Genomic DNA, 24,146 nt, shown 5'->3' on the forward strand with positions numbered 1-24,146 from the left:
CCCCCTCTACTCTACCCGCGGTAGCGTGTCATTCAGGGTGACAGTCAACTCGGCGAGCAGGCGCCGTGGGTTTGATATAGTCAGCCCTGACACCTTATAAATGACTGCCCCGGGAGGCCTCATGAAAGCGCTGCTCAAGCGATTGCGGGATCGGTTTTCGCGGCGCCGAGGTCACGCCGACCTCGCTGACGAGGCGAGGGCGGGTGCGGCCTATGCATCGGATGACGAACCGCAACCCGTGCATTCCGGCAAACGCAACCTGAAACAGTGGTACACCAGCCATTGGGATTGGGACTACATGCCCCGAGAGGATTTCGAGCGATTAATCAGGGAAGGCGAAGAGCGGGAGCGAGGGGCCAAAAAGCGGGAGTAAGAACACGACTGGGACAGGGCCAATCTAATTGGCCATGGACATGGTGCGGACCAACGTACTGAACTCGACCGACGGCTTGATGCCTTGGCAACGAACGGGATCTCGCCCCTTTGCGCACGCTGCGCTCGCGGATATCGGGAGGCGGTCGTGAGTCTGACTGCCCGTCACCGGGGGTGTCTACCGCGCGCGGTTAGGCCGTCCGGCTACCAGCCCTTTGCAACGGGTGACTGTCGGGCCACCCGTCCCCTAATGTGTCCGGCCCCACAAAGTCGTTTGTCGCGACGGTCTCCGGCTCTCGTTGCATGGGCGTAAATTCCCGGCCTACCTGGCTGTGTTATCGTAGCGTCGGCGTCAATCGCGTTCCGCAACCGTCGCCCGGAGGGAGCCCATATGGTCCGTTCAGCTCCGAAATGGGTCGTGTGGCTTGTTGCGCTGCTCCTGACGATGCTGTCCCCTGTAGGGGCCTGGGCGGATCGGGCGATCGTCGCCGCAGCCTCGGATCTGCAATTCGCCCTGGAAGGGGTCGCGGAGCGCTTCGAGGCGGAGCATGGTCAATCGGTACGGCTGAATTTCGGCTCCAGCGGCAATTTTCGGCGGCAAATCGCCCAGGGTGCGCCGTTCGAGCTGTACCTCTCGGCCGATGAGGCGTATGTCATGGCCTTGTATGACGAGGGCCATACGGTGGAGGCGGGGGTGCTCTACGCGCTTGGGCGCCTGGTCTTCATGGCGCCGGCCGATAATCCGGCGGATGTGGTTGACGGTTCGCTGAGGCCATTGCGCGCGCGTCTAGAGGCGGGGGAGTTACGGCGCATCGCGATTGCGAACCCGGAGCACGCGCCCTACGGCGTCGCCGCCCGCGAGGCGCTGCAGACGGCTGGCATTTGGGATGACATCAAGCCCTATCTGATCTACGGCGAGAACGACTCGCAGGCCGCACGCCTCGCCCTGTCCGGTGAGGCCGATGGCGGCCTGGTGGCCTATTCGCTGGCGCTGGCGCCTGCCCTGAAACAGCGCGCCAGCCACGACCTCCTGGCCGCTGACATGCATGCCCCACTGCGTCAGCGCATGGTCTTGACCAACCGCGCCGGCGAGACAGCACGTGCGTTCTACGCCTACATGCAGGGCGAGCAGGTGCGCGCCATTCTGGCGGAGTACGGGTTCGTGGTTCCGTAGGGCGACTGAGCAGGTGGGTATGGACTGGACGGCCTTTCGGCTTTCCCTGGAACTGGCGACCTGGACGACGTTGATCCTGCTGCCGCTCGGGGTGCTGGCGGGGCGTTGGCTCGCCCACCACCGTTTCCGCGGTCGCGGATTCGTGGAGGCCGCCGTGGCGTTGCCCCTGGTCTTGCCGCCCACGGTGCTGGGGTATTACCTGCTGGTCAGCTTCAGCCCCGACATGCCCCTCGGTGGCCTATGGTTCAGTTTGACGGGACAAGGGCTTAACTTCAGCTTTCCCGGGATTGTCCTCGCCTCCATTATCTTCAACCTTCCCTTTGCCATCCAGCCGGTCCAGCGGGCCTTCGAGACCGTCCCCCTGCATCTGCGCGAGGCCGCCTGGTGCTCCGGACTCTCGGGCTGGCGCACATTCGTGCGGGTGGAACTGCCGCTGGTTTGGCCCGGTGTGATCTCGGCATTCGTGCTGACCTTCGTGCATACCATCGGTGAATTCGGGGTCGTGCTCATGGTGGGGGGTGCCATCGAGGGGGAAACGAAGACCGTCGCCATCGCGATCTATGACCGCGTTCAGGCGTTCGACGACGAGGCGGCCGGCGCCATGTCGCTGCTGCTGCTGCTGGCATCGTTTGTCGCCATCGGGCTTGTCTATGGGCTGGCGGGCAAGGGTAGATCGGTCGGTGTCCGGTGACGGCCTGAGTGTGGCGCTGCACTCGCGCCGGGGGATCGTGCTTGAGGCCGAGTTCGCCGTTGCGCCGGGAGAACTGTTGGCGCTGGTAGGCCCGTCCGGCAGCGGCAAGACGACGGTGCTGCGCACCATTGCCGGGCTGCACCGGCCGCAGATCGGGCTCATCCGATGCAACGGCGAGGCCTGGCTGGATACCGCTGGCGGGCTGTACCTTCCGCCTCAGAAGCGCCGCGTCGGCATGGTTTTCCAGGACTACGCACTGTTCCCCCATCTGACCGCCCTGGACAACCTGATTCTCGCCATGGACGGTGGTGATCGCGCGCAGCGCATCCGCCGGGCGCGGCAGCTGCTGAACCTCGTGCGCCTCGAGGGCCTGGAGCAGCGATTGCCGAGCGCCCTCTCCGGCGGGCAACAGCAACGCGTCGCAGTTGCCCGGGCGCTGGCCCGGGATCCCCGCGCCCTGCTGCTGGATGAGCCGTTTTCGGCCGTGGACATGATGACGCGCGAGCGGTTGCAGCGCGAGCTGGCGCTATTGCGTCAGGGCATCGACATCCCGGTGCTCCTGGTCACCCATGACCTGCAGGAAGCCACGGCCCTGGCGGATCGCATCTGCGTTCTTCACGACGGCAAGAGCCTGCAGACGGGGACACCGGAGGCCCTGTTTCGTCGTCCCGAGAGCCCCCGAGTGGCTCGCCTGCTCGGCCGCCAGAACGTCTTCAGTGGCGTTGTCACGCGGGCGCATGGGGGCGAATGCTTACAATGGGGCGGGCTGACGCTGGAGCTTGCCCAGGCGAGTGGTCTGCCGGATGGTGCCCGGGTCAACTGGTACATCCCCGATTCCGACATCGTCCTCCACCGGCGGGGAAGGCCCTCCCGCGGCGAGCGAGAGAATCCGGTGCGAGGGACTGTCGATGAATGCGTTGTCATGGGCGCGCAGACCTCCGTCGTTCTCCGCTGCCACCACACCGGCGACGCGCTGCGGCTGTCGGTATCCACGCATGCCGCGCGCCGTAACGGGCTGACCCCCGGCGTTGATGCCACGGTTTCCCTGCTGGGCAAGGGACTTCATGTCATGGCGCCGCGGGAGCATGCCCGCGACCCCGTGGCCAAGGGCGGTTTTTCTTGACCACAGGGCCACGTGAGGTGTATCTTTTCGGCCTCGAAAGGTCGCGGATCGCGGGTTTATAGGCCCTCCGCGGCTCAAACGGCGTTTCTTCGGCGACGTCAGAATCGGGCCGCGTGCGGCCTTTTTTTGTCGCTGAGGACCGCCCACCGGGTTCCGGCGGCATGCGCACGCAACCCAGCGGGGGAAGCCCGAATGCACGGGTGATCGTCGCTGAGCATCGGATGGGCCTCGAGGCCCATTTTTTGTTTGTACGGAAAGCACATGGAGCGGATGCAGCACACGCTGACGGCACTGATTGAGCCCGCAGTGACTGCCATGGGCTATGAACTTGTGGGCCTGGAATACCGGCCGAGCAGAAGGAACGGGCTGCTGCGGGTCTATATCGATGCCCCTGCCGGGATCACGCTCGCGGATTGTGAGGCCGTCAGTCATCAGGTCAGTGGTGTCCTGGATGTAGAGGATCCGATTCAGGGTAGCTACCGCCTGGAGATCTCGTCACCCGGCGTGGATCGCCCCCTGTTTAACGCCCTTGACTTTGAGCGCTTCGCCGGCGCCGAAGCCCGGGTGCGGTTGCATGGCCTGTGGGAAGGACGACGCAAGCTGTGTGGCATTCTGCACGGGGTGCAGGATGGCTGCGTGATGATTGAAGAGCATGGCACGCACTACGCGGTGCCGTTGGAGCGCATCGACAAGGCCAATCTGGTCCCGGATGTCTGACTGACCGGCGTGTATGACGCACGACCGGGCGTGGAGTCGCAAGAATGAGCAAAGAGGTTCTGCTGGTTGTAGAGGCCATTTCCAACGAAAAGGGCGTCGATCGGGAAGTGATTGTCGAGGCCATCGAGGCAGCCCTGGCTTCTGCTACCCGGAAGCGATTCCCGGGCGACATCGATGTTCGTGTGGACGTGGACCGGCGTACCGGCGAGTACAGCACCTTCCGGCGTTGGGAAGTGGTGGAGGACGACGCCGACGTGGAGTTTCCTGACCAGGTCATGCGGCTCTCCGAGGCACGGGAGCGGCAGCGGGATGTTCAGGTGGGCGACTATGTGGAAGAGCCCATGGAGTCGGTGGCTTTCGGGCGCATTGCAGCGCAGACGGCCAAGCAGGTCATTGTCCAGAAGGTTCGGGAAGCTGAGCGCGCCAAGGTGGTAGACGCCTATCAGGGTCGTGTCGGCGAACTGCTCACCGGCGTGGTCAAGAAGGCCGAGCGTGGCAACGTCATCATCGACCTCGGCGGCAACGCCGAGGCACTGATTCCCCGCGAAGAGATGATTCCCCGCGAGGCCTTCCGCGCCGGCGACCGGGTTCGGGGCTATTTGAAGGAGGTGCGGCCGGAAGCGCGTGGGCCGCAGCTGTTTGTCTCGAGGACCGCGCCCGAGTTTCTGATCGAGCTGTTCAAGCTGGAAGTCCCCGAGGTGGGTCAGGAACTCATCGATATCCTTGGTGCGGCGCGAGATCCGGGGTTGCGCGCGAAGATCGCCGTGCGCTCCAACGACCCGCGCATCGATCCTGTTGGCGCGTGCGTCGGTATGCGGGGCTCGCGCGTGCAGGCGGTCTCGAACGAGTTGTCCGGTGAGCGGATCGACATCATTCTCTGGAACGAGAATCCGGCGCAGTTCGTCATCAATGCCATGGCGCCGGCAGACGTGGAGTCCATTGTTGTCGACGAGGATTCCGGGAGCATGGATGTCGCCGTCGCCGGGGATCAGCTCTCCCAGGCCATCGGGCGGGGCGGCCAGAACGTGCGGCTTGCCAGCGAGCTGACCGGCTGGGAGTTGAACGTAATGACCAGCGAGGATGCCCAGGCCAAGAGCCAGGAAGAGGGTCAGAAGATTCTGGATTCCTTCATGGACACGCTCGGTGTTGATGAAGAGGTGGCCGGCATCCTGGTGCAGGAAGGCTTCTCCAGCGTCGAGGAAGTGGCCTACGTGCCGACCTCGGAAATGCTGGAGATCGAGGAATTCGATGAGGAGATGGTTGAAGAACTCCGCTCCCGGGCCCGGGACGTGCTGCTGCAGCAGATGATCGCCGGGGCTGGCGGTAATTCGGGTGCCGAACCCAGCGAAGATCTGCTCGCGATGGAGGGTATGGACGAGGAGCTTGCGCACAAGTTGGCAGCGGAAGGTGTCGTCTCCATGGAAGACCTGGCCGAGCAGGCTGTGGATGACGTGGTGGATGCGACGGGCATTGACGCCGAGCGCGCTGCGATTTTGATCATGAAAGCGCGGGAACCCTGGTTCGCCGAGCAGGAGCAAAAGGAATCCTGAAACATTGCGCAGAGGGCGCCTTGCCGGCGAGGCGAGGCGTGGAGCGCACGGGCGTGCCGAGATTGACGCACAGGATTCGGGGAGAAATGCATGTCGGAAGTGACAGTCAAGCAGTTTGCACAAACGGTGGGTACTCCGGTTGAACGACTTCTGGGCCAGCTGAGCGATGCGGGTGTCGAAGTCAGTGACGCGGATTCCGTGCTATCGGACGCCGACAAGGCAGCACTGCTCGCTTACTTGCAGAAGTCCCGTGGTGGCGAGGAAGTCCAGTCCGGGCCGCGCAAGGTGACCCTGCGCCGCAAGAGCACCAGCCAGATCAAGCTTCCGACCGGCGGTGGCGGGGCCCGCGGATCCCGAGGCGCGAGTAGTACGCGAACCGTCAATGTGGAGGTTCGCAAGAAGCGGACGTACGTCAAGCGTGAGGATGTGGAGGCACAGCGGGAGCGGCTTGAGGCCGAGCAGCGCGAGGCCGAGGAGGCCCGACGTGCGGAGGAAGCGGAGGCCCGACGCGCGGAGGAAGGCGCACAGCTAACGGAGTCGCTTGTCGAGCAGGTGGCTGAAGCAGATGTTACTGCAGCCGAATTGCAACACGCCGGCTCTGAGCAGACCGAGTCGGCGGTGGACGCGCCCGCCCAGGATGCGGAGACGCCGCCGGCCGCCGCAGACTCCGCACTCGGCGATGAACAAACACACGCGGGCGAGTCGGCCGAGGATAGTGACGCAACCGAGACGGGCGAGCCAGCGGTCTCTGCCGACGAGCCTGCGGTGGTGGACCCGGCGACCCTTGAAGCGGAGTCCAACGTCTCCGGCAAGCGCAAGAAGACCAAGAGCAAAGAGCGCACCAAGCAGGAGGACGACGAGGAAGGTCGCCGCCGGACGAAGAGCCGCAAGAGCCGCGAAGGCCGGGATGAGTTGCACGTCTCCGCAGCGCGCCCGGGCAAGCGGGCCAAGCGTAAAGAGCGTGGTGGCGGCGCCGGCAAGGTGCTTCAGCATGGCTTCGAGAAGCCGACAGCTCCCGTGGTGCGTGAAGTGGAGATTCCCGAGTCCATCACCGTCGGTGATCTCGCGCAGCGCATGAGTGTCAAGGCGGCGGTGCTGATCAAGGAAATGATGAAGCAGGGGGTCATGGCGACCATCAACCAGCCGGTGGACCAGGATACGGCCGTTCTGCTGGTCGAGGAGCTTGGTCACCGGCCCAAGGTTGTCAACGAGAACGCCCTGGAGGAAGCGGTCATCAGCGAAGCGGCCGAGCTGGAGGGCGAGCAGCGGCCGCGCCCGCCAGTGGTCACGATTATGGGGCACGTAGACCATGGCAAGACGTCGGTGCTGGACTACATTCGCCGCGCCAAAGTTGTGGATTCGGAGGCCGGTGGCATTACCCAGCATATCGGCGCCTATCACGCGGCCACCGACCGGGGTGTGGTCACCTTCCTCGATACGCCGGGCCACCAGGCCTTCACGGCCATGCGCGCCCGCGGGGCGCAGCTGACCGATGTCGTGGTTCTTGTGGTTGCGGCGGATGACGGTGTCATGCCGCAGACAGAAGAGGCCATCAAGCACGCCCGCGAGGCTCGAGTGCCTATCGTTGTGGCGGTGAACAAGATCGATAAGCCCGAGGCGGACCTGGACCGGGTCAAGCAGGAGCTAAGTAAGCACGATGTCATCTCCGAGGAGTGGGGGGGTGATACACAGTTCGTGCCTGTCTCTGCCAAGACCGGCGAAGGGCTGGAGGAGTTGCTGGAGGCGATCATTCTGCAGGCTGAGCTCCTGGAACTGACGGCTGTGGTGGACTGTCCGGCCACCGGCATTGTGGTCGAATCAAGCCTGGATAAAGGCCGTGGGCCGGTCGCGACGGTGCTGGTACAAAACGGCGAGCTGCACAAGGGTGACGTCATCCTCTCCGGGGTGGAGTACGGACGCGTCCGGGCCATGCTCGACGAGAACGGACGCCAGGTTGACAAGGCCGGCCCCTCGATACCCGTTGTGGTGTTGGGCCTGTCCGGTCTGCCGAATTCCGGCGACGACGTCATGGTGCTGAAAGATGAGCGCAAGGCCCGCGAAGTCGCTGAACTGCGTAAGGAGCGCCAGCGCGACAAGCGCCTGCAGCAGCAGAAGGCCGCGCGCATGGATGAACTGTTCACGCAGATGAAGTCCGATGAGGTCAATCAGGTCAACATTCTGCTCAAGGCGGACGTGCAGGGGAGTGCCGAGGCACTGAGCCAGTCCCTGGCGGATTTGTCCAACGACGAAGTCAAGGTCCACGTGATCCAGACCGGGGTTGGCGGCATCAACGAATCCGACGTCAACCTGGCCATTGCCTCAAACGCCATCCTCATCGGCTTTAACGTGCGCGCCGACGCAGCCGCGCGGAAGCTCATCCGGGAGGCGGAAGTGGATGTGCACTACTACAGCATCATTTATGAGGCCATTGACGAGGTCAAAAAGGCGATCAGCGGCATGCTGGAGCCGGAGGTCAAGGAAGAGATTCTCGGCCTCGCGCAGGTCCGCGACGTGTTCAAATCGTCCAAGCTCGGTGCCATTGCCGGCTGCCTTGTGGAAGAAGGCGTCGTCCGGCGCCGCTGCCCGATCCGCGTGCTGCGTGACAACGTGGTGATCTTCGAAGGCGAACTGGAGTCACTGCGCCGCTTCAAGGACGACGTCAGCGAGGTGCGCTCCGGTACGGAATGTGGTATCGGGGTGAAGAACTACAATGACGTCAAGGTTGGTGATCAGATCGAGTGCTTCGAGCGCATCGAAGTGGCGCGCAGCCTGTGATTGCGCGCCGATCACGAGGCCGCGGCGGCCCCCTCACTGCGCAGTCGCGGGGTCGATTGGTTCCGCTCCTCCGCCGGAAGAGGTGATGCATGAGAAAGGAAACGCCGCGTACCCGGCGTGTGGCGGAGCAGCTTCAGCGCGAGCTTGCCGAAACCATTCGGGATGAAATTCGCGATCCCAGGGTCGGCTCGGTCACCGTCTCCGGCGTGGAGGTGGCGCGCGATCTGGCCCATGCCCGCGTTTACATGACCGTGCTGGGCGAGGATTCGCGCACCAGTACAGAGGCGGCCGGTGTGCTCAATGGCGCCTCCGGTTTCCTGCGTCGGGAATTGAGCCGGCGCGTGCGGCTGCGGACCGTGCCGGCACTGACGTTCATTCACGATCCGTCCTTCGATCGCGCAGCGCGCCTGTCATCCCTCATCGACAGTGCCCTCGATGAGGATCAAGGCCGGAGCAGCTGAAGAAACCAGTGATCGCGAAAAGGCACCGTCGCAACGTCAACGGCATCCTGTTGCTCGACAAGCCGCCCGGGGGCACCTCCAACCAGGTGCTGCAACGGGTCAAGCACCTGTTCCAGGCCCGCAAGGCCGGGCATACCGGGAGCCTGGATCCGCTGGCGACGGGTCTGCTGCCACTGTGTTTTGGCGAGGCGACCAAGGTTTCAGGCTTCCTCCTGGATGCGGACAAGCGCTATCGGGTGACCTGTCGCCTCGGTCAAACCACAACCACCGCGGATGGTGAAGGCGAGCTGCTCGAGCAACGCCCGGTTCCGGCGCTCGAGGCCGGGCGCATCGAAGACGTTCTCGCGCGCTTCTCAGGCGAGCAGGACCAGGTGCCGCCGATGTACTCCGCGGTGAAGCATCGGGGCGAACGGCTCTATCGCCTGGCCCGCCGCGGCGAGGAAGTTGCGCGCAAGGCACGCCGGGTGCGCGTGTATGACCTGAAGCTCGCTGCCCGGGAGGGCGAGTTCCTGACACTGGATGTGCACTGCTCTAAGGGCACGTACGTCCGTACGCTGGTGGAAGGGATTGGCGAGGCGCTGGGCGCCGGGGCGCATGTGACGGCTCTCCGCAGGACGGCTCTGGGCCCATTCGTCGATCAGCCCATGGTCACGATGGACGCGGTTGAAGCGGCAAGCGAGCAGGGCAGGGACGCGCTCGATGCGTTGCTTTTGCCACCGGAGGTCGGGCTCGTGGAGTGGCCGGCCGTAACGCTTGACCCTGACAGCGCCCAATTTCTGTGTCGCGGCCAGGCGGTGTTTGTCCCCAGGGCCCCGGGTGTCGGCTGGGTCCGTATTTTTGGACCCGGGGGTTTTCTGGGCATGGGCGTGGTTCTGGGCGACGGGCGCATCGCCCCGCGGCGGCTGATGCTCGCGTGAGACCTTGCCGCGTGCAGCATGCTAAAGGAATTGTCCAGCGTCTCCTTAACTTGTCGCCATGCAGGTGCGCCGCTACAATAGCGGGCCTTCCAAAAGTAGACGGAATACCAGGAGCCATTCGATGTCGCTGACCGCGGAACAGAAAGCCGAGATCGTCAATGAGCACAAGCGCTCGGAAGGGGACACGGGGTCGCCCGAAGTCCAGGTTGCGCTGCTCACGAGTCGAATCTTGCACCTGACACAGCATTTTGCAGACCACAAGCAGGATCATCACTCCCGTCGTGGTCTACTCAAGCTGGTGAACCAGCGCCGAAAGCTGCTCGACTACCTCAACCGCAAGGACCGCGAGCGCTATCAGGCGATCGTGGCGAAGCTGGGTCTGCGCAAATAGACCGCCGGTCATGTTTTTCTGTCGTATAGAGGATCAGTCGCTGTGGAATCGGTAAAGAAGGCGTTCCAGTACGGTGAGCATTCCGTCACCCTCGAGACGGGCGCCATCGCCCGCCAGGCGACAGGTGCCGTACTGGTCAACATGTCGGACACGGTGGTCCTTGTCACTGTCGTGAGCAAGAACGAGCCAGCGGCGCAACGCGATTTTCTGCCGCTCACCGTCAATTACCAGGAGCGGACGTACGCAGCCGGCAAGATTCCGGGTGGGTTCTTCAAACGAGAAGGGCGTCCGTCAGAGAAGGAAACGCTGACATGCCGCCTGATCGACCGGCCGATCCGTCCGCTGTTTCCGGAGGGGTTCTGCAATGAGGTTCAGGTCATTGCGACCGTGATTTCAATGAACCCGGACGTGGATCCCGACATTCCGGCACTTCTTGGCACCTCTGCAGCCCTGGCCATCTCTGGCATTCCGTTCGACGGCCCCATCGGCGCTGCACGCGTGGGGTACACAGACGGCGAGTACCTGTTGAACCCGGGGTTCACTGCCCTGGAGTCGTCGGGCCTTGATCTCGTCGTCGCCGGTACGAGCGATGCCGTGCTCATGGTGGAGTCGGAAGCGCAGCAGCTTCCCGAGTCCGTAATGCTCGACGCCGTCATTTTCGGCCACGAGCAGATGCAAAAGGCGATCACCGCAATCAATGAGCTGGCCGCTGAAGCGGGCAAACCGCGTTGGGATTGGCAACCCGCGGTGAAAGACGACAACCTGGGCGCTGAGGTAACTGGTCAGTTCGAAAGCGCCCTGCGGGAAGCCTATTCGATTGCGGAAAAGCAGGAACGCAACGACCGGGTCAACGCCTTGCGTGACCAGGCTGTCGAACGTTTCGCGTCCGCCGAGGAAGACGGGGCCACGGCACACGATGTAATGGGCGCGTTCAAGGAGCTGGAGAAGAAGATTGTTCGCGGGCGCATCCTCAGCGGCGAGCCGCGAATCGACGGACGCGACAATCAGACGGTGCGGCCCATAGACATTGAGGTCGGCACGTTGCCACGCACCCACGGCTCGGCCATTTTCACCCGTGGAGAGACTCAGGCGGTGGTTGTAACAACACTGGGCACCGGGCGCGATGCGCAGATTGTTGACGCCATCGAAGGTGAACGCAAAGAGCCCTTCATGCTGCATTACAATTTTCCGCCCTATTGTGTTGGTGAAACCGGGTTCATGGCGGGTCCGAAGCGACGTGAAATCGGTCATGGGAAATTGGCCAAGCGTGGTGTGCAGGCGGTGATGCCGTCGACCGAAGAGTGCCCTTACGTGCTTCGGGTCGTCGCGGAAATCACTGAGTCGAACGGCTCCAGTTCCATGGCCTCGGTTTGCGGCACCAGCCTGTCGTTGATGGATGCGGGGGTGCCGGTCAAGGCGCCGGTGGCCGGTATCGCGATGGGTCTGATTAAGGAACAGGACGCGTTTGCCGTGCTCTCCGATATTCTCGGCGACGAGGATCACCTCGGCGACATGGATTTCAAGGTGGCAGGTACCGAAGCGGGCGTGACCGCTTTGCAAATGGATATCAAGATCAAGGGCATTACCCGGGAGATTATGCAAAAGGCCCTGGATCAGGCGAACAGCGGTCGCCTGCATATCCTCGGCGAAATGAAGAAGGCGATTAGCAAGCCCCGGGACGACATGTCCGAGTACGCGCCGCGGCTGCTCACCTTGCGCATTGACCCAGAGCGGATCCGCGACGTGATCGGCAAGGGCGGCTCCACGATCCGGCAGTTGACCGAAGAGACTGGTGCCAACATCGACATCTCCGATGAAGGCGTCGTCACCATTGCGTCCGTGGACAAGGCCGCCGGTGAGGAGGCCCGTCGGCGGGTGGAGGAGCTGACCTCCGATATCGAGGTGGGCAAGGTCTACGAAGGGCGCGTGGTGAAGCTGATGGACTTTGGCGCCTTTGTCAGCATCCTTCCCGGTAAGGATGGGCTCGTTCACATTTCCCAGATTTCCAACGAGCGGGTGACCAACGTCGCCGATAAACTCAAGGAAGGGGACATGGTCAAGGTCAAAGTGCTGGAGGTCGATCGGCAGGGCCGGGTGCGGTTGAGCATGAAAGCGGTGGGAGAAGTCAGCGCCTGACCGCGTATCAACCGTAGCAGCATCGCGAAGCCCCCGCCATCGAGCGGGGGTTGATGCGTCTGAGTCAGCGAAAACCCGCGTTATTGCGTGGCGACTGGACGCGGCGTACTATCGAAATTGCTTCGGGCAAGCGCCCCAGGACGCTCAGCAGTCTCCGTTTGGCATCTTCTCGTTGTCCGGGTTACTGAGGATCACGTCCTGAGCGCTGGCGGGTGGTCTGTGTGGTCATTCGCCCGCCCAAGTGTGTAGGCGACATTCCTCAATGTCGTGCGTAATGATAGGTGAGCTAGAGGTTCAAGTAATGGCAGAGCGAGAGACTGGCACGGTCAAGTGGTTTGATGCGGCCAAGGGTTACGGTTTTATCGCCCGCGAGGCCGGGGATGACGTGTTCGTTCACTTCCGTGCCATCCGGGGCACCGGTTACCGGACGCTAGAAGATGGCCAGCAAGTCGAATTCGGCGTGGTGCAGGGCGAAAAGGGTCTGCAGGCCGACGACGTGGTCGCGTTGGGCTGAACAACGCGCCCAAGAAAGCGTTGTACCGGCGAGCGCCGGAGTGCAAGGGGCCCCCAGAAGCTTGGGGGCCCTTTGCGGTACAGGGCAGCAGCCGGCCCCAGCTGGTCCCGCCGCGTCTCGCGTGTCAGGCGATCGTCGCCACGATGGGCTCTTTGTCCTGCCACAGGCCCTCGGCGAGCATGCGCGGGATGGCCCCGTCCAGCCAGTAGCTCACCTGCAGCGGCGGCTGTCCCTGGACGAATCCCACGTGTCCTCCATGCGGGCTCCATTCCAGCGTGACCGCCGGCGGTAGCTGCTCCACGCTCGGCAGCGTTGCCGCAGGGATAAACGGATCATCAAGCGCGTGAATCATCCGCGTGGGCACGGTGATTGCCCGCAGCCGCTGGAGTGGCGAGCACCGCGTGTAGTAGTCATCGGCATTGACGAAGCCGTGGAGCGGGCCCGTGATGCAGTCGTCGAACTGCCGCAGCGTGCGCACGCGCAGGACGGCCCGCGGGTCCAGCGGCAGCGCCTGTTGCATCTGCTTGCGGCGCACCAGCCGGCGCAGGCCGCGAACAAGGTGGCGGTCGTATATGCGCCGCGGGCCTGTGGCCAGGTAGTCGGCGCAAGGCCCGAGCTGCATCGGTGTCGACACCGTGATGGCCATATCCGCAGCGGCTTGCTCGCCAAGGCGCGCCAGCCAGTTGAGCGTGATGATGCCCCCCATAGAATAGCCGACGACTGCCAGTTGCCGGCCTGGAAGCCGGCGACAGACATGCTGGACGGTCGCCTGCAGGTCGCCGGTTTCACCGGCATGGAAGAATCGGGGTTGTCGGTTTAACTGCTCGCCGGCGCCGCGGAACTGCATGACGACACCCTGCATGCCGCGGCGAGCGAGTGCCTCCAGCAGACCCAGGACGTAGGGCGATCTCGCGCAGCCGCCCAGGCCGTGCAGCACGACCACGATCGGCCCAGGGGCGGCGGGGCCCCAGGCAAGTTGCAGTTGATCACCATCCGGCAGATCCAGGCCTTCTTGACTCAATGCCACCTGGGCCCTGGGTCGCAGCAATCCCGCCCACAGTGTCTGGGCATGGCCGTTACGTAGCCACCAAGGCGTCTTGAACCCGTTTGGCAGAATGCGTCCGGTGCTGTGCTGATCGCGCGGCATGCGGTTAACCAGTGTCCTGGGACGCACTAGGCCACATCGCAGTGTTCACCCCCAGCTTCGGGGAGGCGGACCACGAAGGTGGCACCGGCGCTCCCGCTGTTCTCGGCGTGGATGCTGCCCCAGTGCAGGTCGGCAATCCGTTTGCAAATGGCCAGGCCGAGGCCGCTGCCTTTGGGTTTGCCCGCCTGTTGGTCGCTGATCTGGTGGAATTTGTCGAAAATCCTTTCAATCTCGTGATCGGGGATGCCCGGTCCGGAATCGGTGACTCGCAGCTCCAGCAGGTGACCGCCGTTGTCCAAGTCGACGGTTACGGGGCCCTCGCCGGGTTCCGAGAACTTCACGGCGTTGGAGAGCAGGTTGATGACCAGCTGGATCAGGCGATCGCCATCGCCCTTGATCGGGCACGGGGTCTCGGGCAGCCGCAGATCCAACGGCACATCGCGGTCGTCGAACAACTGGGAGGTGGCTGCCGCCGCTTCCTCCACCACCGTGCGCAGATCCAGGTCCTTGAGCTGCCAGTCACTCCAGCCGCTCTCGATCTTGGATAGGTCCAGCACCTGGTTGATCAGCCGGGTCAGGCGCTCGCTCTCGCGCACAATCACGTCCAGGAACTCGCGGCGCTGCTCCTGATCCATATCCGGGTTGTTCAGCAGAATCTCGCCAAAGGCGCGAACCGAGGTCAGCGGCGTGCGCAGCTCGTGGCTGACCATGGAGACGAACTCGTCCTTGAGCTGATCGAGCTCCTTGAGCCGTTCGTTCGCGGCGCGCAACTCGGTGGTCGCATGTTCCAGCTGCCGCGATTTCTGCTCCAGGCGCTGGCTGTATTCGATGGCCTGGGAGGTGGCGTCCAGGATCTCCATGACACCTTCGAAAGTGAGCGCCTCGCCCTTGACGATGGACGAGATCATGACCCGCGCCGAGGCCGAGCCGATGGTCCCGGAGAGCAGGCGTTCGGCGTGGTTGACCAGCTCCGGCGGTGCCTGCCGGGTGGCCGCCTCCGATGGGTCATCATCCGCGGGGACGTAGCCGGACAGAGCTTCTGCAGCACGTGTCTCACCCACGAAACGCGCCAGCAGCGCCTCGACGTCGCCGATGGTGGCGTTACCCTGCCAGAAGCGCGTGTCCTGCTCCGAGCGCAGGAAGACATCCACGAACAGGGTCGCCTGGATACGCTCCATGTCACTCTGGCGTGTCATCAGGGAGACGAGCACCATGCCACCGACGTTGCCCAGCATGCTCCAGAACAGCGCATGGGTGATCGGATCCAGGTCGTCCAGGCCAAAGAGGGCGTAAGGGTGCAGGAAGCTGATCCCGAAGGGCCCGCCGTCCAGGGGGGCTGCGGGTAACCAGCCGCCGGGATCCGCGAGTGAGGGTAGAAACAGTGTGTAGAGCCAGATGACAAAACCGAGGACCAGCCCGGTCAGCGCCCCGTACCGACTTGCCCCTTTCCAGTACATCCCCAGCAGGATCGCCGGTGCGAATTGCGCCACGGCGACAAAGGAAATCAATCCAATGCTCACCAGCGCATAGGTCTCGGCAATGAGGCGAAAATACGCGTAACCCAGCAGCACGATGCCGACGATGATCGCCCGGCGTAGGTAGATGATCAGCCGCCGCAGTCCGATACGCTCCATGATCGGCAGGTGACGCAGACGCAGCAGTGCGGGCATCACCAGGTCGTTACTCACCATGATCGCCAGTGCGATCGTCGCGACGATGACCATGCCTGTGGCCGCCGAGAAGCCGCCCAGGTAGACGAACATCGCCAGCAGCTCGTTGCCCTCTGCCAGCGGTAGGGCCAGCACGAAATTGTCCGGAGCCACGGAGCCGTCACCGAAGTAGAGCATCCCGGCGAGCGCAATGGGCAACACGAACAGATTGATGAGCAGCAGGTAGAGCGGGAAAAGCCAGGAGGCCGTGCGCAGGTGGTCCTCGTTGACATTCTCCACCACCATGACCTGGAACTGCCGGGGCAAAAACATGATTGCCGCCATGGAGAGCAGGGTCAGGGCCAACCAACTGCCATAGCCAGCGGCGGAGTCGCGGAATTCCAGCAACTCATGCATGTCCTCGTGGGCCCGGACTTGGCCGACGATGTCGCCCGGCCCCTCGAACAGCATGAAGGTCACGAAAATGCCCACCGCCAGGAAGGCGAGCAGCTTGACGATCGACTCGAAGGCCACGGCCACGACCATCCCTTCCAGGCGCTCCGTGGCGTCGATATTCCGGGTGCCGAACAGGATCGCGAAGATGGCGAGCAGCGAGGCCACCCAGAAGGCCTTGTCGCCCACCAGCCCGGTGGTCACCGTCGCCGCTTCCAGCCCCTCCGGAAAGGCGAGCAGGACTTCGAAGCTGGCGGAGACCGCTTTCAGTTGCAAGGCGATGTACGGCGTGATCCCCACCACCGCGATGAATGTCGCCAGCCCGCCCAGGAGCATGCTCTTGCCATAGCGCGAGGCGATCATGTCGGCGATGGATGTGATGCGGTGCTGTTTGGCGATGCGGATCATCTTGCGCAGCACCTGCCACCACAGGATTGCCATGAGTGTGGGGCCGAGGTAGATGGTGAGAAAGCTCATGCCATCCTCGGCGGCCCGGCCGACGCTGCCGTAAAATGTCCAGGCCGTGGTGTACACGGCGATGGCGAGGGTATACACGTAGGGGTTGTTGACCAGGGAGTGCCCGCTATCGGCGCGCTTGTCCGCGATATAGGCGATCGCGAACAACAGTCCCAGGTAGAGGAATGGCGTAATGATGATCAGCCACTCAGGCATGTCACCTCGGCATCAACGGCGGCGCAGGATCCAGCCCAGGAGAGCGATGACGACCCCCCAGGCGGTGAACAGGTACACAGTGAACACGGGAAGCCCGAAGATCAGCGCGTCGTCGGCGAACAGGGACAACAGGGGATAGTTGAACAGCAGGAAGGCGACGACAAACAGCGCTACCAGCCGTTCGGTGCGTCGTGAAACGCTGCCGATGCCTGATTTCTCGTTGCCCGTCGCCATGCTCAGCTCTCGCCCAGCATTTCACTGACCTTGTTGATCACATCCTGGGTGGAGAATGGCTTCGTAATGTAGTCGTCCGCGCCGAGGGACATCCCCTTCTCCCGCTCCACGTCACGTCCCTTCGCCGTCAACATGACGATGCGCATGTTCGCGCACTCCTCACGCTCCCGAAGGATTTGGCACACCTGGTAGCCGTCCTTGCGCGGCATCATCACATCCAACAACATGAGGTCAGGTTGTTGGCGCTCCACGGCTTCGAGCGCCTGTTCCCCGTCCGTTGCAGTCTCGACCTCATAGCCGCTCTTCTTCATGAGAAATTGCAGGGACAGGACAATGTTTGGCTCGTCATCAACGATTAGAATGCGTTTGGGCATCGTCTCTCCTCGCCATTATTGTTGTCTTCACCAATTACACCAGTTTAGACCGTAACCATCGGAATTGTTTTTATCTAGTATGGCGCGTGTAAGCGCCCGCGTCGCGGTGTTGAGGCGATGGCGAGCACACAATACCCCCGCCCCCGCTCCGATCAGCGCGCGCGGGGCGCCCTGACCAATGGGGTGGTCCGCGTTGGTCAGGGCTGCCCGTACCGCGGGCCTTCAGAGTTTCTTGGGATCGCTGCGGGCTCAGTCCTTGCCGATCTCAAGTTTGGCGATAGTCTCCATGTGCACCTCGTCCGGGCCGTCGGCCAGGCGCAGCGTGCGCATATGGGCAAACGCCGAGGCCAGGAACGTGTCCTGGCACACGCCCTTGGCGCCGAACGCCTGAATGGCCCGGTCGATCACGTTGCAGGCCATGTTGGGGGCCACCACCTTGATCATGGCAATCTCGCGGCGGGCGACCTTATTGCCCGCCGTGTCCATCATGTGAGCGGCATTCAGGGTCAACAGTCGAGCCTGCTCGATCTCCATGCGCGAGCGGGCGATCTCCTGGCGCAATCCACCCATGTCCGCCAGCCGCTGGCCGAAGGCGTTACGCGATTTCGCCCGGGCAACCATGGCCTCCAGGGCGCGTTCGGCCATGCCAATGGAGCGCATGCAGTGGTGGATCCGGCCCGGCCCGAGGCGCCCCTGGGCGATCTCGAAGCCGCGACCCTCGCCGAGCAGCATGTTGCTTGCCGGTACCCGGACGTTGTCATAGTAGATCTCGGCGTGCCCGTGGGGCGCATGGTCGTATCCGAAGACATGCAGCGCCCGTTCGATCTTCACACCGGGGCTGTCCAGCGGCACCAGGACCATCGACTGCTGCTTGTGCTTTGGCGCTGAGGGGTCGCTCTTGCCCATGACGATGCCGATCTTGCAGTGCTTGTCGAGCGCGCCGGATGACCACCATTTGCGGCCGTTGATCACGTACTCCTCGCCCTCGCGACGGATTTCCGTCTGGATGTTGGTGGCGTCACTGGAGGCGACGTCCGGCTCGGTCATGGAAAAGCAGGAGCGGATTTTCCCGTCCAGCAGCGGCTCCAGCCACTGTTTTTTGTGGTCTTCCGAGCCGTAGCGGGCGAGCACTTCCATGTTGCCTGTATCCGGCGCCGAGCAGTTAAACACCTCCGGGGCCATGGAGGAGCGTCCCATGACCTCGCACAGCGGGGCGTAATCCAAGTTCGATAACCCGGCGCCGTACTCGCTCTCCGGCAGGAACAAATTCCACAGCCCCTCGGCCTTCGCCTTGCGCTTGAGTTCCTCCAGCACGGGGGGCGAGGTCCAGCGGTCTCCCTCGGCGTGCTGCTGCGCGAATACCGCCTCGTTCGGGTAGATGTGCTGATCCATGAAGGCGAGGAGTTTCTCCCGGAGTTCCCTGGAACGGTCGCTGAACTCGAACATGGCCTTGGTCACCTCCGTCACTCTGGTAAAAAGAAGCCACTGCTCTGAGTCTGCAGTGGTCTCACGGGTCTCGGGCTAAAGGGTAAATCGCAGTGGTTCACCCTCGGCGCGACGCTGCATCAGTATGGTGATCGTGGCGACGAGCAGCAGCCCGGCAGAACTCAGCAGCAACACGCCGTGACTGATGCCAAGCATGCCGCCACCGGGGGCTGCCAGCGTCAACCCCGAGGCAATGAGGAGCGTGCGCGCAAACCATCCCACCGGGCCCTTTCCAACACGGCCCGCACCGAGCAGGTAGCCCTGCAGGCCAGCGGCGAGGATGATGACCCCGATCAGCGCGGTGATGACCACCGTGATCACCTCCAGCGGCGTGCCGAACAGAAGCAGCGCTGGATTGAAGACGAAGAAGAAGGGGATGAAGTAGATAATCGTCCCCAGCCGCATTGCCTCTAGGCCGGCCTGCATCGGGTTCACCTTGGCCACGGATGCCGCGACGAACGCCGCGATGGCCACAGGTGGAGTGATAAAGCTGAGCATACCCCAGTACATGATGAACATGTGCGAGGCCACGGGATGCAGGCCCGCTTGGATCAATGCCGGCGCGAGAATGACGGCAAGGAAGATATAGGCCGCCGTGACCGTCATGCCGATGCCCAGCACAAAGGCGGTGAGCGCGCCCATGATCAGCAGCATGAGCACGTTGTCACCGGCAAGGTACACCAGGTCGTTGGTCAGGGTGCCGGCCATGCCAGTGACCTGCAGGGAACCGATGATCAGGCCGATCGCGGCAAGAATGCCGCCGAGCTCGGCCAGGATCTGACCGGCGGCCGCCAGCAGCTTGAGAAACCCTTTGAGGCTCAGGCGGTGCATGGTGCACTGGTTGATCACCAGCAGCAGCGCCGTGGCGTAGAAGGGCGCCGTGGCCTCGCGCTGGAGAAACACCAACATCCAGATCAGCAGCGCGAACACGGCAATGAAATACCAGCCTTCCTTGAAGACCTTCCAGGGGCTCGGCAGCTCCTCCCTCGGCAGACCCTTGAGGTCGTGCCGTGCGGAGTAGGCGTCGATCTGCATGAACAGCCCGAAGAAGTAGAGTAGGGAGGGGATGATCGCGGCGATTACGATGGTGACATAGGACACGCCCAGGAAGTTGGCCATCACAAACGCAGTCGCGCCCATGATCGGCGGCATCAGCACGCCACCGGTGGATGCGCAGGCCTCGACTCCGGCGGCATAGCCGCGGGAGAAGCCCACGCGGCGCATGGTCGGGATCGACAATGGGCCGGTCGTGAGCACGTTGGTTACCGGGCCGCCGCTCATGGAGCCCATCAGCCCGCTTGAGAAAATGGCGACCTTGGCGGGTCCGCCCCGGAAGCGGCCAAGCAGGGCGAAGGCGATGTTGATAAAGAACTTCCCCGCCCCGGTGTGCTGCAGCGACACCCCGAAGAGCAGGAAGCCGAAGAGCAGCAAGGCGGCGACCTGGGTGGGGATGCCGAAAAGGCTTTCCTCACTCATGATGTGGAAGGCTGCCGCTTCCTCAAGTCCCATACTGACGCCCGCAATGACGTTGGGCATTCGGTCGGCGTACAGCGGGTACAGTGACAGCACCAGCACCACGACGAATATGGGCCAGCCCCCGGTGCGGCGCCCCGCCTCCAGTACCAGGGCCCAGGTCGCAAGGGCCATATAGATGCCGAACTGGGGCGCGGCGTACTCCCAGGCCTCGAGCACGATGCGCTCGGCATGGACCGCGAAATACGCAAACAGGCTGGCGGCGGTTACGGCGAGGATGATGTCGTACCAGGCAACGGTGGTTCGCGCAGCAGTGCCCGTGGCCGGAAACGAAATAAACACCATGACCAGGATCGCCCCTACGTAGATGTAGAGGTAGCGCATGTCTAGCATCACTTCGCCGATGAAAAACCCGAAGTTGAAGATCTGGTTGATCGCCAGCAAGGTGATGCCCACGGTGATGACCATGAGCAGTGCCTGCCACGGCAGGGACAGGACTCGGTAACGGGTGGCGTAGACCTCCTCGGCACGGCGTTCTTCTTCTGCGCGGGATTCGGCCTTCGTCTGCACTGGGTCAGTCATGTTCGGCATGCCTGGTTGGGTGTGAGCGAATGTCGGAAACCTGGGGCTGATCTCGATTCGGCTGCTGAGCCCAAGGCCAGGTGAAACCTCATCGAGGTCCTCCGCTGGTTATTGGTCTTGCTATGGCGGCCAAGTTCTGGACGCCCCTGGCGGCCTCCCCTCTCTGTTGGTTTTCATGCGCTGCCAGGGCCTGGCAACAGGTGCATATCGCCGGCTCCAAGGCGCTCAAGGGAGGGCGTCATCCAGCCTTACAGGAAGGCTTCGCTGGCCTCTGGTGCATCTTCGATGTGCGCCTTCCCTGAGACTTCGGCCAGTTCGTAAAGCCTCGAGCACTCCCTCGGTTACTTCGCGCAAAAATGGCATGAAGCGGCATCAACGTCAAATTTTGTGGAACCGCATTTCGCAATGCAGAATTGTCACAAGGGTGGGGCGTTGATCCTGATTGTGCTCGCCTCGCGTCACATGCCGGACCGCGAGGTAAGACTGCGGGGCGCCGGGCACCCCGCAGTATGCGTGCCTCACCAGAATGAACGCAGGGTCGGAAGATCGGCCTCTTCCAGGGCATCATACCGTGTCTGCATCCAGGCCTCCTGGAACGCGTCACGGTCCGTGGGGGCATCCTCCAGGTGACGCTCCCAGGCTTCTGCGAGCACCTCCTGGCGTTTCAGGGATTCTTCGTGGTACGCCTGCGCCTCCTCGTCCCAGAGGCCGATTTCCTCAAAGTAGCGGATCGCGCCGTCATGGAACGGGATGGGCATGCTGGTGAGATCCATACGTTCCACCTCCCAGCCTTCAGCACCCGGCGCACTGTTCTTGTAGTCTTCGTAGTGCTGGTGCATGGCCTTGGTCATGTTGTAGGCCACATCTTCGTCCTGGTCCGCCATGGAGATCAGCATGGGGTAGGGGCCGGTTACCACTTCGATCTCCTCATCGGGGTCCATACCCACGTTGCCAACGCTCTTGAACGGCACCAGCCAGGGGGCGTACTGGGAGATGCGCGCCAGGCCTTCCTCGTTGTCGTGCGGTAACTGCGGGAAGTTCAGCCCGCGGGGCGAGGCGTTGATGCGCTGAAACGGTGCGGAGTCGCAGGATCCACCCATGGCGTCGGCGCGGTCTTCGATAATCGCCTCGACAGCGCTCATGTAACCGCCGACTTCCCGCTTCTCGACGTCGTCCCAGGTCAGATCCGCGTAGGAGAGCAGGTACTCCATTCCGGCGTTCAGCGTTGGGGCGCCCTGTACCCAGGCCACACGCTTGCCCTCCATGTCCGCAACCTCGTCTATACCTGAATCGCCCGCCGCCGCAATGGTAAACGAGCAGGCATCGGAGATCGCCCACATGAGCACGCGGGTTTGCTGTGGGCCCCAGGCGGGCTCGGCAAAGTTAAACTGCGCTTCCTGTGCCGAGACGGCCTCGGTGCCGCCGGCGGAGAAGTGAGCGCGGTCACGACGCAGGGGCTCCAGGCGCGAGACGTCGTTGCGGCCGGGTATAACGCGCAGGTTCACACCGTACTCGTTTTGCAGCACCTGACCGATGCCCACGGCCTGGGAATAACCGGTCGTGCCGGTGGGATAGGCCGACCAGATGATCGTTCCGGGCAGTTCCACGTCGGCGCTGGTGAAGCCGGAGCCAAGCGCCAGGGCCAGCCCGGTGGCCGTAACGGCCGATGTCGACAGCACGTTGACTTTTCTAACCATTACTCAGTCTCCTCCACTCAACAGGGGTGGTTCGCGTGGTTCCAGTGCCCTTCGCAGTCCGTAGGCACCGTTTGAGGTTGTCGTCGCAAGGGCGTCGTTACGCCCCTGCAGCGCTTATCCAGCCTTGCTGCCTTCGGCGTCCTGCAGCTCCCGCCACAGGAGCTTGCCTGTTCCGGAGCGGGGCAGGCGCTCGACGAACTCCACGTACCGCGGCGCCTTGTAGGCCGCCATCTGCCCGCGCGCCCAGTCAATAATGGCCTGCTCGTCGGTAACCTCGGCGGCGCCCGGGCGCAGCACCACAACGGCTTTGACCGTCTCACCGCGTTTCGGGTCCGGCGTGGCGATGACGCACACCTCCTGGATATCCGGGTGGGCGTAGAGCATGGACTCCACCTCCGACGGCCACACCTTGTAGCCGGAAGCGTTGATCATGCGCTTCAGGCGATCGACCATGAAGAAGTAGCCGTTCTCGTCGTAGTAGCCCAGGTCGCCGCTGCGCAGGAAGCGCTTGCCGTCAATCTCGATGAAGGTCTCGGCGGTGGCTTGCGGGTTATTCCAGTACTCGCGCATGATCTGCGGGCCGTGCATGATGATCTCACCCACTTCACCGGGACCCTTTTCCTCCAGGGTGTCGGGATCGATGATGCGGCTGTCGACGTCGAATACAGGGATCCCCAGGCACTGCGCCCGTGGTGCCTGGGGCGGGTTGACGTGGGTCTGGGCGATCGTCTCGGACATGCCGTAGCCTTCAATGTAGGACAGTCCAGTCAGCTTTTGGAGCTTCTCGGCAATTGCCGTAGGCATGGCGGCGCCGCCGCCGCCCACCGCCTGGAGCGTGGACAGGTCGTAGCGCTCCAACTCCGGGTTGTTGAGAAAATCAACGGCCATTGTGGTGATGTTGCGCCAGTGGCTGACGCCGTAGTGCTGGATCAGCTCCGCGGCCGTCGTGCGGTCCCAGCGGGTCATCACCACCGAGGTTGCGCCTGCCGACAGGGGGCCGTTCATGGAGCTTTGCATGCCCGTGACGTGGAAGAAGGGCAGTGTCGCCAGGTTGACGTGGTCGGCCTGCATGGGGTTCCAGAGCACCCCGCCCTGAGCCGTGGCCATCACCGAGCGGTGGGTATGCACACAACCCTTGGGACGGCCCGTGCTGCCTGACGTGTAGGGGATGACGGCCATGTCCTCCGGCCTCACGCGCACCGGGTCCAGCGTCATGCCCTCGCCCTCAGCCAGCGCCGTCGTCCAGGCGATCGCGCCGTCGCCCGGTGGGGTCTCTTCGGGCACCCGGACCACGTCAGGCAAACTGAGGCCCAAATCCGCGGTGGCGTAGGCGGCGTAGGCGGCGACCGCGACGCGGTCCAACTCGCCGTCGATAAGCAGCGGCCGCAGGTTGGGGTAGAGTTCCTGAGCGCACAGGGCGACGCGGGCACCGCTGTCATGGACGTAGTGCGTGAGCTCCGCCGTCAGGTTCATGGGGTTGGCGGGCACGACAACGGCACCGGCCGTGAGAATCCCATAATAGCCGATGATGTACTGAGGGCTGTTTTGCATGTACAAGA

The 24,146-nt window shown here is 63.4% G+C and carries 20 protein-coding genes; 12 read left to right on the plus strand and 8 right to left on the minus strand.

All coding sequences use genetic code 11. The annotated features are described in order from the left end of the window. Window positions 1–121: 121 nt before the first annotated feature. The 12 genes from QZT63_RS01940 to QZT63_RS01995 all read left to right on the plus strand — a co-directional run bounded on the left by QZT63_RS01940 (window position 122) and on the right by QZT63_RS01995 (window position 12,821). On the plus strand, window positions 122–373 hold the full coding sequence (locus QZT63_RS01940; protein WP_290648101.1) for a hypothetical protein: 252 nt from the start codon (window positions 122–124) through the stop codon (window positions 371–373). A 390-nt stretch (window positions 374–763) separates the two neighbouring features. Beyond that, a complete protein-coding gene (gene modA, locus QZT63_RS01945; RefSeq protein ID WP_290648103.1) occupies window positions 764–1,546 on the plus strand; it encodes a molybdate ABC transporter substrate-binding protein in 783 nt (260 codons plus the stop codon). A 19-nt stretch (window positions 1,547–1,565) separates the two neighbouring features. Next, a complete protein-coding gene (modB, locus tag QZT63_RS01950; protein ID WP_290648105.1) occupies window positions 1,566–2,237 on the plus strand; it encodes a molybdate ABC transporter permease subunit in 672 nt (223 codons plus the stop codon). Continuing rightward, window positions 2,227–3,360, plus strand: a complete 1,134-nt coding sequence (locus QZT63_RS01955) for an ABC transporter ATP-binding protein (RefSeq protein ID WP_290648106.1) — start codon at window positions 2,227–2,229, stop codon at window positions 3,358–3,360. The genes modB and QZT63_RS01955 overlap by 11 nt, the downstream gene beginning before the upstream one ends. 261 nt (window positions 3,361–3,621) lie before the next feature. Next, window positions 3,622–4,077 (plus strand): ribosome maturation factor RimP, encoded by a 456-nt coding sequence (gene rimP, locus QZT63_RS01960; RefSeq protein WP_290648108.1) that lies wholly within the window; start codon window positions 3,622–3,624, stop codon window positions 4,075–4,077. 44 nt (window positions 4,078–4,121) lie between these two features. Continuing rightward, window positions 4,122–5,627: a transcription termination factor NusA gene (gene nusA / locus QZT63_RS01965; protein WP_290648109.1), complete on the plus strand. Its 1,506-nt coding sequence runs from the start codon at window positions 4,122–4,124 to the stop codon at window positions 5,625–5,627. Between the two features lie 90 nt (window positions 5,628–5,717). Further along, window positions 5,718–8,402 (plus strand): translation initiation factor IF-2, encoded by a 2,685-nt coding sequence (infB, locus tag QZT63_RS01970; protein WP_290648111.1) that lies wholly within the window; start codon window positions 5,718–5,720, stop codon window positions 8,400–8,402. 89 nt (window positions 8,403–8,491) lie between these two features. Beyond that, the gene (gene rbfA / locus QZT63_RS01975; RefSeq protein WP_290648113.1) at window positions 8,492–8,863 is read left to right on the plus strand and encodes a 30S ribosome-binding factor RbfA; all 372 of its coding nucleotides are present in this window, start codon (window positions 8,492–8,494) and stop codon (window positions 8,861–8,863) included. Window positions 8,864–8,871: 8 nt separating this feature from the next. After that, window positions 8,872–9,780, plus strand: coding sequence for a tRNA pseudouridine(55) synthase TruB (gene truB, locus QZT63_RS01980; protein WP_290648115.1), 909 nt, complete (start codon window positions 8,872–8,874; stop codon window positions 9,778–9,780). Between the two features lie 121 nt (window positions 9,781–9,901). Then, the gene (gene rpsO, locus QZT63_RS01985) at window positions 9,902–10,171 is read left to right on the plus strand and encodes a 30S ribosomal protein S15 (RefSeq protein ID WP_290648118.1); all 270 of its coding nucleotides are present in this window, start codon (window positions 9,902–9,904) and stop codon (window positions 10,169–10,171) included. Window positions 10,172–10,213: 42 nt separating this feature from the next. Continuing rightward, window positions 10,214–12,307: a polyribonucleotide nucleotidyltransferase gene (pnp, locus tag QZT63_RS01990; RefSeq protein ID WP_290648120.1), complete on the plus strand. Its 2,094-nt coding sequence runs from the start codon at window positions 10,214–10,216 to the stop codon at window positions 12,305–12,307. A 301-nt stretch (window positions 12,308–12,608) separates the two neighbouring features. Beyond that, window positions 12,609–12,821: a cold-shock protein gene (locus QZT63_RS01995; RefSeq protein ID WP_290648122.1), complete on the plus strand. Its 213-nt coding sequence runs from the start codon at window positions 12,609–12,611 to the stop codon at window positions 12,819–12,821. 124 nt (window positions 12,822–12,945) lie between these two features. On the opposite strand, the gene QZT63_RS02000 is transcribed toward QZT63_RS01995, so the two are convergent. The 8 genes from QZT63_RS02000 to QZT63_RS02035 form a co-directional block, all read right to left on the minus strand. Beyond that, on the minus strand, window positions 12,946–13,968 hold the full coding sequence (locus QZT63_RS02000; RefSeq protein ID WP_290648124.1) for a hydrolase: 1,023 nt from the start codon (window positions 13,966–13,968) through the stop codon (window positions 12,946–12,948). Between the two features lie 26 nt (window positions 13,969–13,994). After that, complete coding sequence (locus tag QZT63_RS02005; RefSeq protein ID WP_290648126.1) at window positions 13,995–16,742, minus strand: sensor histidine kinase; 2,748 nt, start codon at window positions 16,740–16,742, stop codon at window positions 13,995–13,997. 12 nt (window positions 16,743–16,754) lie between these two features. After that, entirely contained in the window at window positions 16,755–16,976 is a 222-nt protein-coding gene (locus QZT63_RS02010) for a hypothetical protein (protein ID WP_290648127.1), read from the minus strand. Between the two features lie 2 nt (window positions 16,977–16,978). Continuing rightward, the gene (locus QZT63_RS02015; RefSeq protein WP_290648128.1) at window positions 16,979–17,350 is read right to left on the minus strand and encodes a response regulator; all 372 of its coding nucleotides are present in this window, start codon (window positions 17,348–17,350) and stop codon (window positions 16,979–16,981) included. A gap of 249 nt (window positions 17,351–17,599) precedes the next feature. Further along, window positions 17,600–18,796 carry an acyl-CoA dehydrogenase family protein gene (locus QZT63_RS02020; protein ID WP_290648129.1) on the minus strand — a complete coding sequence of 399 codons (1,197 nt, stop codon included), beginning with the start codon at window positions 18,794–18,796 and terminating at the stop codon, window positions 17,600–17,602. A gap of 75 nt (window positions 18,797–18,871) precedes the next feature. After that, on the minus strand, window positions 18,872–20,890 hold the full coding sequence (locus QZT63_RS02025; protein WP_290648131.1) for a TRAP transporter fused permease subunit: 2,019 nt from the start codon (window positions 20,888–20,890) through the stop codon (window positions 18,872–18,874). Between the two features lie 518 nt (window positions 20,891–21,408). Then, on the minus strand, window positions 21,409–22,587 hold the full coding sequence (locus tag QZT63_RS02030) for a TAXI family TRAP transporter solute-binding subunit (RefSeq protein ID WP_290648133.1): 1,179 nt from the start codon (window positions 22,585–22,587) through the stop codon (window positions 21,409–21,411). Window positions 22,588–22,701: 114 nt separating this feature from the next. Beyond that, window positions 22,702–24,146 (minus strand): long-chain-fatty-acid--CoA ligase (locus QZT63_RS02035; protein ID WP_290648134.1); only part of this gene is annotated, 1,445 nt, incomplete at its 5' end.

Source organism: Aquisalimonas sp., from assembly GCF_007120195.1.
Lineage (GTDB): Bacteria > Pseudomonadota > Gammaproteobacteria > Nitrococcales > Aquisalimonadaceae > Aquisalimonas.

Coding starts and splice junctions, on each gene's coding strand:
- rpsO (WP_290648118.1), top strand. CDS start 9,902: ATGTCGCTGACCGCGGAACAGAAAGCCGAGATCGTCAATGAGCACAAG.
- rbfA (WP_290648113.1), top strand. CDS start 8,492: ATGAGAAAGGAAACGCCGCGTACCCGGCGTGTGGCGGAGCAGCTTCAG.
- modB (WP_290648105.1), top strand. CDS start 1,566: ATGGACTGGACGGCCTTTCGGCTTTCCCTGGAACTGGCGACCTGGACG.
- QZT63_RS01940 (WP_290648101.1), top strand. CDS start 122: ATGAAAGCGCTGCTCAAGCGATTGCGGGATCGGTTTTCGCGGCGCCGA.
- QZT63_RS02015 (WP_290648128.1), bottom strand. CDS start 17,350: ATGCCCAAACGCATTCTAATCGTTGATGACGAGCCAAACATTGTCCTG.
- QZT63_RS02005 (WP_290648126.1), bottom strand. CDS start 16,742: ATGCCTGAGTGGCTGATCATCATTACGCCATTCCTCTACCTGGGACTG.
- QZT63_RS02020 (WP_290648129.1), bottom strand. CDS start 18,796: ATGTTCGAGTTCAGCGACCGTTCCAGGGAACTCCGGGAGAAACTCCTC.
- QZT63_RS02025 (WP_290648131.1), bottom strand. CDS start 20,890: ATGACTGACCCAGTGCAGACGAAGGCCGAATCCCGCGCAGAAGAAGAA.
- infB (WP_290648111.1), top strand. CDS start 5,718: ATGTCGGAAGTGACAGTCAAGCAGTTTGCACAAACGGTGGGTACTCCG.
- QZT63_RS01995 (WP_290648122.1), top strand. CDS start 12,609: ATGGCAGAGCGAGAGACTGGCACGGTCAAGTGGTTTGATGCGGCCAAG.
- modA (WP_290648103.1), top strand. CDS start 764: ATGGTCCGTTCAGCTCCGAAATGGGTCGTGTGGCTTGTTGCGCTGCTC.
- QZT63_RS02000 (WP_290648124.1), bottom strand. CDS start 13,968: ATGCCGCGCGATCAGCACAGCACCGGACGCATTCTGCCAAACGGGTTC.
- rimP (WP_290648108.1), top strand. CDS start 3,622: ATGGAGCGGATGCAGCACACGCTGACGGCACTGATTGAGCCCGCAGTG.
- nusA (WP_290648109.1), top strand. CDS start 4,122: ATGAGCAAAGAGGTTCTGCTGGTTGTAGAGGCCATTTCCAACGAAAAG.
- QZT63_RS02010 (WP_290648127.1), bottom strand. CDS start 16,976: ATGGCGACGGGCAACGAGAAATCAGGCATCGGCAGCGTTTCACGACGC.
- QZT63_RS02030 (WP_290648133.1), bottom strand. CDS start 22,587: ATGGTTAGAAAAGTCAACGTGCTGTCGACATCGGCCGTTACGGCCACC.